The organism is Streptomyces albidicamelliae (assembly GCF_025642175.1).
Lineage (GTDB): Bacteria > Actinomycetota > Actinomycetes > Streptomycetales > Streptomycetaceae > Streptomyces > Streptomyces albidocamelliae.
In genome coordinates, this window is the sequence record NZ_CP106795.1 from 5,345,164 (window position 1) to 5,357,300 (window position 12,137).

Sequence of the window (12,137 nt, forward strand, 5' to 3'; positions counted from 1 at the left end):
CTCACCGCGAACAGTTTGTCCAGTTTTTGGAAGTTCTACACGCCAGCTGTGACTGAATTGAGATTTAAAGACGGTGGTCGCCACCTGGCTCATGGCAGATAGTTAGCCGCGTAGCGCTCGGGTCAATGGGTCTCGTGCTGTGGGGACAGCGCGGTGACTCACGAGCACCAGGGGGTGTCTGACCCTCCGTCAGGGGTGTCGGAGGGAAGACGTAAACCCTCTCCTGTTGGTGAACACGTGAAGTCATGAGGAGGAACCCCCATGCGCGGTGTCACAAACACCAAGTGGGCCAGTTCGTCACTTCCAGCAGTGTGATTCGGCTGTAGAACTACGCGCGTCCGACTGCGGATTCGCGCGTTCTCGGAGTACCCGGGCACCACTCACACTCATATCTGTGAAACGGACGAACCGTGACAAGTCCTATCGACATTGAGGGCGGCGGAACTTCGGTCGTCGTCGACGGCGAACCAGGGCCGGAGACGAAGAGCGAGGCCGTCAAGCTCGAAGGCCGGTCTCCCGGCCAGCTGATGTGGATGCGCTTCAAGCGCGACCGCACCGGCGTGATCTCGGCCTACGTCGTGGGCTTCTTCTTCCTGATCGGCCTGCTCGCCCCGCTGATCTCCAAGCTCTACGGCAAGGACCCCTACACGGTCTACGCCGACGAGCGTCCGGAACTGTTCGACAGCGCCGGCGTGCCCATCCAGCCCAACGGCGGTATCAGCGGCGAGTTCTGGTTCGGCCTCGAACCCGGCAACGGCTACGACGTCTTCACCAAGCTGATCTACGGCATCCGCACCTCGCTGATGATCTCGGTCGCCGTGACCATCGCGGTCGTCGTGACCGGCATCCTGCTCGGTGTCACCGCCGGCTACATCGGCGGCAAGACCGACTACTTCCTCGGCCGCGTCATCGACTTCCTGCTGGCTTTCCCCGCGCAGCTGTTCTTCATCGCGAGCATGCCCGTCGTGGTCTCCCTGTTCGTCAGCCCCCGTGACGAGACGCCCACGTACGTCCGGGTGATCGCGCTCATCCTGGTCCAGTGGTTCCTGGGCTGGATGGGACTCGGCCGCATCCTGCGCGGCACCGCACTGGCCCTGCGTGAACGGGAGTTCATCGAAGCGGCCAAGGTCAGCGGGGCCAAGCCGTGGCGGATCATCCGCAAGGAGATCCTGCCGAACATCGTCACCCCGCTCCTGGTGCAGTCGACGTACCTGCTGCCCGGATTCGTGACGGCCGAGGCCGGCCTGTCCTATCTGGGTGTGGGCATCGTCGAACCGACGCCCGACTGGGGGCAGATGTTCTCCAAGGCGTCCACCGAACTGGTGATGCAGAACGACATCACCTACATGTTCTTCCCCGGCATCTCGATGATCATTTTCGTCGTCGCGTTCAACCTGCTCGGGGACTCGGTCAGAGACGCATTCGATCCCAAGACCGCGCGCTGACCCAAAGCACGGCCACCGCACGGAACGTCAGTTCCGTTGCATCTCACTGCACTTCCAGCAGTTCTCTTTCGCACTGGTGACACACAGAACGCACTGGTGACACACAGATGGGTGGGAATCTTCGTGATGAGTAGGGGCGGACGCCACGCATACGGCGCACTCTCCGTGCTCGCGGCCGGAGCTCTTGTGCTCACCGGTTGCAGCAAGGGCGGCAGCGACAGCGGCACCGACGGCAAGAAGGACAAGGAGAACGCCCAGCGTCAGCAGGCGTCCATCAAGTTCGGCGACGCCGCGGCCTCCACGGGTCCGGCCGCGGACGTGCCCGGCGCCAAGAGCGGCGGCACGATGGAGGTGCTGCAGCGAGACAGCTACGCCCACCTCGACCCGGCGCAGATCTACGTCTCCGACGAGGGCTCGCTCGCCTCGCTGCTGCACCGCGGCCTGACCGGTTACAAGGCCACGAGCAACGACGGCAGCAAGCACGAGGTGGTCGGTGACCTCGCCACCGACTCCGGCACCACCACCGACGGCGGCAAGACCTGGAAGTACACGCTGAAGGACGGCATCAAGTTCCAGGACGGGTCCCCGATCACGTCCAAGGACGTCCGGCACAGCGTCGAGCGGCTCTTCGCGTCGTTCATCAACCAGGGCCCCACCTACCTCCAGCAGTGGCTGGCCGACAAGCCGGGCACCGAGTACCGCAAGCTCCTCAAGGACGGCCCGTACAAGGGCAAGCACCTGCCGAGCTCCATCCTGGAGACCCCGGACGACAAGACGATCATCTTCCACTTCAAGACGCCGCACCCCGACCTGCCCTACGCCATGGCGATGGCGGGCTACGCGGTCGTCTCGGAGAAGGGCGACACCAAGGTCAAGTACGACAAGGCGCCGGTGGTGACCGGCCCGTACAAGATCCAGTCGTTCAAGTCCGGCAAGTCGATGGTGCTGGTCAAGAACACCAACTGGGACCCGAAGACGGACCCGATCCGCCACCAGTACGTGGACCAGTTCAACATCACGTTCAACCAGCAGTACGAGACGTCCACCAAGGCCCTGCTCGCCGACTCCGGCGCGGACCAGGCCGGCGTCAGCTTCAACAACCAGGTCGACGCGGGCAACCTGTCCCAGGTGCTGCGTGACACGAAGATGAAGTCGCGCACGGTCTCCGGCTACCAGCCGTACGTGGGCCAGATGAACATCAACATGAGCCACCCGGCCATGAAGGACAAGACGATCCGCGAGGCGATCGCCTACGCCCTGCCGATCACCCCGTTCGTCCGTGCCTACGGCGGCACCGACGCCATGGAGGTCGCGGGCGGCCTGATCTCCCCGACCGTCTCCGGCTACGACGCGGCCTTCGACCCGTGGGGCAAGAAGAAGAAGCCCGCCGGTGACCCGGCCAAGGCCAAGGAGCTGCTGAAGAAGGCCGGCAAGCTCAACATGAAGCTGACCTTCGGCTACATCAACACCCCCGAGGGCCAGCAGTACTCCACCGCCATGGCGGCGGGCCTGAAGAAGGCCGGCTTCAACGTCCAGCGCCAGGAGATCCCGGCCGAGACCTACTACGACCAGGTCTCCAAGCTGGACAACAACTACGACATCTTCCACACCGCGTGGGGCGCCGACTGGCCGTCCTCCTCGACCGTGATCCCGCCGCTGTACGACGGCCGCGTGATCGCCGACGGCGCGCAGAACTACTCGCAGGTCAACGACCCGAAGGTCAACAGCGAGATCGACCGGATCAACCAGATCACCGACCCGGTCAAGTCCGCCGCCGAGTGGGAGAAGCTCGACCAGTACCTCGTCAAGGACGTCGTGAACGTCGTCCCGACCGCGTACTACAAGCAGACCCAGATCGCCGGCTCGAAGGTCGGCGGGCTCGTCTACGACGACGTGCTCGGCGGTGTCGACCCGCGTCGCCTCTACATCAAGTAACCGTCCCCATCCGGTACCCGGCGCGCTCCCGCACAGGGGGTGCGCCGGGTACCGCCCGGACCGCCGACGTCTGAGAGCTGCCCTGTCATGCTGCGCTTCCTCGTCCGCCGGATCATCGGTGCCGTCGTCATTCTGTTCCTGCTGAGCATCGTCACGTTCGTGCTGTTCTTCGGGGTGCCCCGGGACCCGGCGTTGCTGATGTGCGGCAAGACCTGCAATCCGGACAGCATCGCGAACATCCACCACGTGCTCGGCCTGGACAAATCCATCCCCGAGCAGTACTGGATCTTCCTGCACAATCTCGTCCTGGGCAGCGACCAGTTCGCGCAGGGCCCGTGCCCGGCACCGTGCTTCGGCTACTCGTACCACACCAACGAGCAGGTCTGGGGCACGCTGATGGACCGCCTGCCCACCACCGTCTCGCTCACCCTGGGTGCGGCCGTGTGCTTCCTTGTCATCGGTCTCGGTACCGGCCTGCTCGCCGCCTGGCGGCGCGGCACGATGATCGACAAGACGGCCACCGCGGGTGCCATGGTCATCAGTTCCCTGCAGATCTACTTCCTCGGCCCGCTGGCCCTGGCGATCCTCGTCTACCAGACGCACTGGTTCGACAAGCCGGCCTACAACGAGATCACCCAGGACACCGTGGCCTGGTTCTCGGGCCTGATCATCCCGTGGGTGGTCCTCTCCACGATCTTCGCGGCGCAGTACACCCGTATGTCGCGCTCCTCGATGATCGAACAGCTCCAGGAGGAACACGTCCGCACCGCCCGCGCGAAGGGCATGTCCCGGCGGTACGTCTTCTTCCGCTACGCCTGGCGCGGTTCGCTGATCCCGATCGTCACCATCTTCGGCATCGACCTCGGCGCCCTGCTCGGCGGCGCGATCATCACCGAGTACACCTTCGGCCTGCCGGGCCTCGGACAGCTCGCGGTCCAGTCCGTGTTCTTCAGCGACCTGCCGCTGCTGGTCGGCGTGATGCTGTTCTCCGCCAGCATGATCCTGCTGTTCAACATCATCGTCGACGCCGCGTACGCCTTCATCGACCCGCGCGTGCGGCTGGCCTAGGAGCACTGTCGTGACCACTCTGACCAAGGAAGCCGGTGCTCCCACCCCGGCCGGCACCGGGCCCTTGCTCTCGGTGCGGGACCTGCACGTGAGCTTCAAGACCGAGGACGGCATCGTCCGGGCCGTGGACGGGCTCTCCTTCGACCTGGAGCGCGGCCGCACCCTCGGCATCGTGGGCGAGTCCGGCTCGGGCAAGTCGGTGACGAACCTGACCATCCTCGGCCTGCACAACCCCATGTTCACCACGGTCGAGGGCGAGATCCTGCTGGACGGGCAGGAACTGACCACGGCCCGCGAGTCGGAGCTGGAGAAGCTGCGCGGCAACAAGGTCGCCATGATCTTCCAGGACCCGCTCACCGCGCTCTCCCCCTACTACACCGTGGGCCGGCAGATCGCCGAGCCGTACATGAAGCACACCGGGGCCTCGAAGAAGCAGGCCTGGGAGCGCGCCGTGGAGATGCTCGGGAAGGTCGGCATCCCCAACCCCCGGGAGCGGGCGAAGGACTACCCGCACCAGTTCTCCGGCGGTATGCGCCAGCGCGCGATGATCGCGATGGCGCTGGTGTGCGACCCGGACCTGCTGATCGCGGACGAGCCGACGACCGCGCTGGACGTGACCGTGCAGGCGCAGATCCTGGACCTGCTCAAGGACCTCCAGCAGGAGTTCGGTTCGGGCATCGTCTTCATCACCCACGACCTGGGGGTGATCGCCGACATGGCCGACGACATCATGGTGATGTACGCGGGCGGCGCGGTGGAGCGGGGCACGACCGACGAGGTGCTGCGCGCACCCCAGCACCCCTACACCTGGGGCCTGCTGAACTCGATGCCGCGCCTCGACTCCGACCTCGGCGCCCAGCTGTCCCCGATCCCCGGCGCCCCGCCCTCGCTGCTCAACCCGCCGTCCGGCTGCCGCTTCCATCCCCGCTGCTCCTTCCAGGACCGGGTGGAGGGCTCGGGCCGCTGTGTGAAGGAGCGCCCGCTGCTGGCCCCCGACCGCGCGTCGGCCTGTCACCTCACCGCCGACCAGAAGCGGACCATCTTCATCGAGGAGATCAAGCCCCGACTGGGCTAGGTCATAGGAGGACACCGTCATGAAAGAGGACCTGGTCCTCCCGGCCCCGCGGGAGCAGAGCACCGGCGCGGACGGGGAGCCGCTGCTGAAGGTCGCTGGGCTCACCAAGCACTTCCCGGTGAAGGGCGGCTTCCCGATCCGCCGCACCATCGGCGCGGTGCAGGCCGTGGACGGCATCGACCTGACCGTGCACGCGGGCGAGAGCTTCGGCCTCGTCGGCGAGTCCGGCTGCGGCAAGTCGACCACCGGCCGGCTGATCACCCGGCTGATGGAGCCGACCAGCGGCTCGATCAGCTACCGCGGCCGGGACATCAGCCATGCCTCGCGCAGTCAACTGGCGCCGATCCGGTCCGAGATCCAGATGATCTTCCAGGACCCGTACTCGTCGCTGAACCCGCGGCAGACGGTCGGCAAGATCATCTCCGGTCCGATGGAGATCAACGACATCAACCCGGCGGGTGGGCGTGAGAAGCGCGTGCGCGAGCTGCTGGAGATCGTCGGTCTCAACCCCGAGCACTACAACCGGTTCCCGCACGAGTTCTCCGGCGGTCAGCGCCAGCGCATCGGCGTGGCCCGGGCGCTGGCCCTGGAGCCGAAGCTGATCGTCGCCGACGAGCCGGTCTCCGCGCTCGACGTGTCGATCCAGGCCCAGGTCGTCAACCTGCTCCAGAAGGTGCAGAACGAACTCGGCATCGCGTTCCTCTTCATCGCCCACGACCTGGCCGTGGTACGGCACTTCTCGCAGCGCGTGGCCGTCATGTACCTCGGCAAGATCATCGAGGTGGGTGACCGCGACTCCATCTACACCCGGCCGCGCCACCCGTACACCCACGCCCTGCTCTCCGCCGTCCCCGAGGTGAGCCTGGAGGTGGGCGGAGCGCCCGCACGCGAGCGCATCCGTCTGGCCGGCGACGTGCCGTCCCCCATCTCCCCGCCCTCCGGCTGCCGGTTCCGCACCCGCTGCTGGAAGGCGCAGGACAAGTGCGCCACGGACGAGCCGCCGCTGGTGCAGATCTCCGGAAACCGGGCCGGTCACCTGACGGCCTGCCACTTCCCGGAGGAGCCGACGATCGAGGCCCGCGACGAGGACATCATCCTGGACCCGGCGCTGGCGGCACTGGAGGAGGGGACCTCGCAGCCGGCGCCCGCCGAGGACGCGTAGCGAGGCGCCGCCCGTGGCCGTGCCGGCGGTCACGGGCGACGCGCGTCCACCGTCACCTGCCCGGCCGCGGACCCGCTCCTCCGCCACCGCGGTGAAGTACCGCCGCAGTACGGCGCTCTTCGCCCGGTCCCGCTCGGCGGACACCGGCGGGGCCACCTCCGGTGCGTCGGTGACCGGCAGGATTCGGCGCTGCGTCGGCATCGCGGCCCGGATGCGGTGCGGCGGGGCCTCCTCGCCCCTGAGGTTCCCGGCTTCCACGGGGTCCCTCACGAACGCGATGTCCCGGAGCCCGGCGAAGGCGTCGGGGGAGACCTGGGCGGTGTCGCGCCGGTCCGCGGGGCTGAAGAGGGCGGCGTCCCCGGTCCTCTTCGGCTTCCGCACGTCCCCGGTCACCGCGAGGACGTCGTCCACGCGGCTGGCCGGGGACCGCTTGGCCGGCAACTGCGGTGACAGCGCCGCCGGCGCCGTCACGGCGGCCACCGGGACGAGCCGGCGCGCGGACGCCGACGGCCCGCCGCCGCCAGGCCCTCCGATCAGCAGCGCCAGGCCCAGCATGGCGAACAGGACATAGCGCTCCTGATTAAGCGGCCGGACCAGGGACACACCGATCAGGCCGGGAACCGCAGCGCCGGCAGCGGCAGTCCGAAGGCCGCCACCGACAGACGGCCCCGCCGCGGCCGGTCCGGCAGGGCCAGGAGACCGCCGAGTAGAGATGACCGACCGTCACAGCCCTCGGAATATCCACGAGCCCTTCTCGTGCCCGGCCGCTAGTCTCGGCGCCCATGAACCGACGGCAGCGCAAGAAGCTCTCCCGGCGGCTGTTCGACGCGATCCTGTCGGGTGACCCGGCCCGGGTGCGCGCGCTGCTGCGGTCCGGCGCGGATCCCGAGCAGGCCGACCGGGACGGAGCGACCCCCCTCTACCTGGCGTCCGTCAACGGGGAGGCCGGGATCGTGCGCCTGCTCCTGGCGGCCGGCGCGTGCCCGGACACCGAGAGCGGCGGGCCCGGCACGGACGGAACGCCCCTGTGCGCGGCCGCGTGCTGGGGGCACACCGAGACCGTGCGCGCGTTGCTGGAGCACGGAGCCGATCCGGGCCTGCGTGAGGATCGCGGAACCGGCCGCGCCCCGCTGGACTGGGCGCTCGCCGGCCCTCATCCCACGACCGCCGGCCTGCTGGCCGCAGCGGTGGCCGGAGCCCCCTAGGGCCTGTCGTTCGGATCAGGCCGGCCTGGCGCACGGTGCCTTGTCTGCCGACCCGAGCGGGGATGATCCAAACGACAGGCCCTAGGCCCGGCGGGCCACCGTGATGATCTCGGGGGCCGTCGGGGTGAGGGGTTCCCGGCCCCAGTCGCCGTACTGTTCGACGACCACCAGGCCGGCTTCCGTGAGGAAGCCCTCCAGGGCCTCGGCGTCCAGGAAGCGCAGGGTGGTGCGGCTGACCCTGGGGGCCGGCCAGCCGTCGCCCGCGAAGGTCTCCGTGAACCGCACGAGGCCCCGCTCGGGGTCGTCGTCCTGCACCTCGTGCCACACCCGCACCGGGGTGCCGTCGTCGGTGGTGATGTCGTGCACCCGCTCGGGAGTCCACCGCTCCCAGCCGCGGGCGGCCGGGTTGCGGGTCTCGAACACGAACCTCCCGCCGTCCGCGAGGGCCGCGCGGACGCCGCCGAGGCAGTGGCGGATGTCCTGGTCGCGGACCAGCGCCTGGAAGGCGTGCCCGGTCATCACGACGAGGTCGAAGTCCGCCTGCCACCGTCGTACCCGCGTGTCCCCGAGCACCCACTCCACGTCGGGGCGGGCCCGGCGCGCCTGGACGAGCATGGCGGCGGCCGGGTCGAGACCCATCAGCCGGCCCCCGTGCCCCTCGGACCGGGCCTGCCGCAACAGCCGCCCGGTGCCACAGCCGATGTCGAGCACGGAGCGGGCGTCTCTCACCAGACCGAGGTAGAAGTCGTCACTCGGCCCCCAGGGGTTGAGGCCGTCGTACAGTGCGGCGAGCGAGAGATCGGCGAACGAGTGATCTACCACCGCGGCAGTCTGACACACGATGCTGAACGGCGCGTCAGTTTCCGGCCCCATTCTTGAGGGTTCCTCAACTCCGTACGCCCGTATGGAGTTTGGGTCGGTGACACGTGACCGCGGGGTGCGCTCGGCGCGGAGGAACGACGAAGGCCCGCATCGGGGAGACGCGGGCCTTCATCCCCTGGACCGGACTTCATGGGCTCGGGTCAATGGGCCGAGAAGGTCCGTTCCGCAAGGGGGCGGCTGACGGAAAAGGGGTGTGTCAGGCCGCCGCCTCGGGGTCCTTGGAGAGGCGCTGTGCCGGGATGAGGTCCGCCGTCTCCGGGTAGTGGCAGGCCGTCAGGTGGCCCGGCTTGTTGCCGTCCACCTGGACCAGCGGCGGTGCCTCGGTCGCGCACTTCTCCGTCGCCTTCCAGCAGCGGGTACGGAAACGGCAGCCGGAGGGCGGGTTGATCGGCGACGGCACGTCACCGGTCAGGCGGATGCGCTCACGCGGCTCCTCGTCCACCGTGGCCTCGGGCACGGCGGACAGCAGGGCCCGCGTGTAAGGGTGGCGCGGGTTGTCGTACAGGTCCTCGCGGTCTGCGATCTCGACGATCTTACCCAGGTACATGACCGCGACGCGCTGTGAGAAGTGCCGCACGATCGCGAGGTCGTGGGCGATGAACACGAACGCGATGCCGAGTTCCTTCTGCACCTTCTGGAGCAGGTTGACGACCTGGGCCTGGATCGACACGTCGAGCGCGGAGACCGGCTCGTCGGCGACGATCAGCTTCGGCTCCAGGGCCAGCGCGCGGGCCACGCCGATGCGCTGGCGCTGACCGCCGGAGAACTCGTGCGGGAACCGGTTGTAGTGCTCGGGGTTGAGGCCGACGATCTCCAGCAGCTCGCGCACGCGCTTCTCGCGGCCGCCGGCCGGGTTGATGTCGTTGATCTCCATCGGACCGGAGATGATCTTGCCGACCGTGTGCCGCGGGTTCAGCGAGGCGTACGGGTCCTGGAAGATCATCTGGATCTCGGACCGGATCGGCGCGAGGTCCTTCCGGCCCGCGTGCGTGATGTCCTGCCCGCGGTAGCTGATCCTGCCCGCCGTGGGCTCCATCAGCCGGGTGATCAGCCGGCCGGTGGTCGACTTGCCGCAGCCGGACTCACCGACGAGGCCCAGGCTCTCGCCCTCGCCGACCTGGAAGTCCAGGCCGTCGACGGCCTGGACGGCGCCGACGGTACGGCGGATCGGGAAGCCGCCCTTGATCGGGAAGTGCTTGGTCAGCCCGGAGACGTCCAGGAGGGGGTTCGTGTTGCTCATGATCGTGAAGTCCCGTCTGTCCGTCAGTTGTGCGGGGTCGCGGCGAAGTCGGCGAAGAGTTCCTGCTTCTGCTCCGGCGTGAGGTGGCACGCGGAACCACGGCCGTCCAGGACCTCGAGCAGGGGGCGCTCGGTGGAGCACAGACCGCCCTCCACCTTCTCCGCGAAGGCGCAGCGAGGGTGGAAGCGGCACCCGGTCGGCGGGTTGAGCAGCGAGGGCGGCGAGCCCGGGATGGGCGTCAGCGGGATGTCCACCGACCCGTTCAGGCTGGGCATCGAGTTGAGCAGGCCCACCGTGTAGGGGTGCTGCGGGTCGCCGAGCACCTCCTTCTTCGTGCCGCGCTCCACGCACCGGCCGCCGTACATCACCAGGACGTCGTCCGCGATGTCGGCGATGACGCCGAGGTCGTGGGTGATGAAGATGATGGCGGTGCCGAACTCCTGCTGGAGGTCCTTGAGCAGGTCCATGATCTGGGCCTGCACGGTCACGTCCAGCGCGGTCGTCGGCTCGTCCGCGATCAGCAGCTCGGGGTCGCACACCAGCGCCATCGCGATCATCGCGCGCTGGCGCATACCGCCGGAGAACTGGTGCGGGTAGTCGTCGACCCGCATGTCCGGCTGCGGGATGCCGACCCGGCGCAGCATCTCGATGGCGCGCTTGCGGGCCTCGGACTTGGAGCAGCCCGTGTGCTTGCGGTAGGTCTCGCCGATCTGCGTACCGATGGTGTGGTACGGCGACAGCGAGGCCAGCGCGTCCTGGAAGATCATGGACATCTTGTTGCCGCGGAGCCGCTCCAGCTCCTTCTCGGTGGCCGTGAGCAGCTCCTTGCCGTCGAGGAGGATCTCGCCCTCGATGGCGGTGCGGTCGCGGTCGTGCAGGCCCAGGATCGTCAGGTTCGTCACGGACTTGCCCGAGCCCGACTCACCCACGATGCCGAGGGTCTTGCCCTTGATCAGGTCGAAGCTGAGCCCGTCGACGGCCTTGACGACGCCGTCCTCGGTGGAGAAGTGGACCTTGAGGTCCCTGATGGAGAGGAACGGCTGCTGATCGGTGCTCGTCACGGGGACGCTCCTGGGGTGATGCGAGGGGTAGGGGGTGTGGCGGAGGTCAGGCGAGCCGGATCCGCGGGTCGATGAGGGCGTAGACGGCGTCCACGATGATGTTGAAGATCACGATCGCGCCGGCCGACAGGAGGGTGACGCCGAGCACCATGGGCAGGTCGCTCTTGTTCACGGCGTCGAGCGCGAGCCGGCCCACGCCCTGGAGGCTGAAGACGGACTCGGTGATGATCGCGCCACCGATCAGGGTGCCCAGGTCGACACCGAAGATGGTGACGATCGGGCCCATCGCGCCACGCCAGGCGAAGCGGAAGAAGACGTTGCGGCGGGAGAGACCCTTGGCGCGGGCCGTGCGGACGTAGTCCTCGGTGAGCTGCTCCACGAGCTGCGAGCGCGCCATACGCGTGTAGTTCGCGGTGAAGATGATGGCGAGGACCAGCCAGGGCAGCAGCAGGCCGGAGGCCCAGGACATCGGGTCCTCGGTGATCGGCGTGTACGACGGGTTGTCGAGGATGCCGAGCTTGAACACGAGGAAGTACATCGCGATGTACCCGACGAAGTAGATCTGCAGCGAGGAGCCGACCAGCGAGGCGGAGCTGGCCGCCTTGTCCTGCCACTTGCCCTGCTTGAGGGCGGCGATCATGCCGGCGCCGACGCCGAAGACGAGGAAGACCACGGCCGCGCCGAAGGCGAGGGAGAGGGTCAGCGGGAGCCGGTCCAGGATCGTGCCGAGGACGGGCTCGCGGTTGGCGAACGAGTAGCCGAGGCACGGCGCGCTGCAGTCGCCGAAGTCGCCGTAGCTGCGTCCGACGAAGATGCCCTTGAGCCAGTACCAGTACTGGACCGGGACCGGGTGGTCGATGCCCAGGTTGTGCCGCACCTGCTTGAGCATGTCAGGCGTGCAGTTCTTGCCGCAGGACATCATGGCGGGGTCACGCGGGATGGCGTAGAAGAGCCAGAAGGTGACTGCGCTGATGATCAACAAGATGACCAGCGCGCCGAGGACTCGGCGGACAAGGAAGCGGAACATGGGGCGTGACTTTCCGGACGGGGCGCCGTCGCCGGGG

10 protein-coding genes are annotated in these 12,137 nt (G+C 68.2%); 6 read left to right on the forward strand and 4 right to left on the reverse strand.

The features are described 5' to 3' along the window. Positions 1–410: 410 nt before the first annotated feature. The 6 genes from N8I86_RS24555 to N8I86_RS24580 all read left to right on the forward strand — a co-directional run bounded on the left by N8I86_RS24555 (position 411) and on the right by N8I86_RS24580 (position 7,890). Entirely contained in the window at positions 411–1,445 is a 1,035-nt protein-coding gene (locus tag N8I86_RS24555; RefSeq protein WP_073889215.1) for an ABC transporter permease, read from the forward strand. Positions 1,446–1,571: 126 nt separating this feature from the next. Further along, entirely contained in the window at positions 1,572–3,380 is a 1,809-nt protein-coding gene (locus tag N8I86_RS24560; protein ID WP_073889216.1) for an ABC transporter substrate-binding protein, read from the forward strand. An 87-nt stretch (positions 3,381–3,467) separates the two neighbouring features. Then, on the forward strand, positions 3,468–4,448 hold the full coding sequence (locus tag N8I86_RS24565; protein WP_123436787.1) for an ABC transporter permease: 981 nt from the start codon (positions 3,468–3,470) through the stop codon (positions 4,446–4,448). Between the two features lie 10 nt (positions 4,449–4,458). Beyond that, positions 4,459–5,523: an ABC transporter ATP-binding protein gene (locus N8I86_RS24570; protein WP_073889219.1), complete on the forward strand. Its 1,065-nt coding sequence runs from the start codon at positions 4,459–4,461 to the stop codon at positions 5,521–5,523. A gap of 19 nt (positions 5,524–5,542) precedes the next feature. Next, positions 5,543–6,685, forward strand: coding sequence for an ABC transporter ATP-binding protein (locus N8I86_RS24575; RefSeq protein ID WP_263278731.1), 1,143 nt, complete (start codon positions 5,543–5,545; stop codon positions 6,683–6,685). 782 nt (positions 6,686–7,467) lie between these two features. Further along, a complete protein-coding gene (locus N8I86_RS24580) occupies positions 7,468–7,890 on the forward strand; it encodes an ankyrin repeat domain-containing protein (RefSeq protein WP_263278732.1) in 423 nt (140 codons plus the stop codon). 81 nt (positions 7,891–7,971) lie between these two features. Here the strand turns inward: N8I86_RS24580 and N8I86_RS24585 are convergent, their stop codons facing one another. The 4 genes from N8I86_RS24585 to N8I86_RS24600 all read right to left on the reverse strand — a co-directional run bounded on the left by N8I86_RS24585 (position 7,972) and on the right by N8I86_RS24600 (position 12,100). Further along, entirely contained in the window at positions 7,972–8,712 is a 741-nt protein-coding gene (locus N8I86_RS24585) for a class I SAM-dependent methyltransferase (RefSeq protein WP_263278733.1), read from the reverse strand. A gap of 256 nt (positions 8,713–8,968) precedes the next feature. Further along, positions 8,969–10,012 (reverse strand): ABC transporter ATP-binding protein, encoded by a 1,044-nt coding sequence (locus tag N8I86_RS24590; protein ID WP_073889227.1) that lies wholly within the window; start codon positions 10,010–10,012, stop codon positions 8,969–8,971. Between the two features lie 23 nt (positions 10,013–10,035). Then, entirely contained in the window at positions 10,036–11,073 is a 1,038-nt protein-coding gene (locus N8I86_RS24595) for an ABC transporter ATP-binding protein (protein WP_073889228.1), read from the reverse strand. Between the two features lie 46 nt (positions 11,074–11,119). Further along, the gene (locus tag N8I86_RS24600; protein ID WP_073889230.1) at positions 11,120–12,100 is read right to left on the reverse strand and encodes an ABC transporter permease; all 981 of its coding nucleotides are present in this window, start codon (positions 12,098–12,100) and stop codon (positions 11,120–11,122) included. Positions 12,101–12,137: the final 37 nt, after the last annotated feature.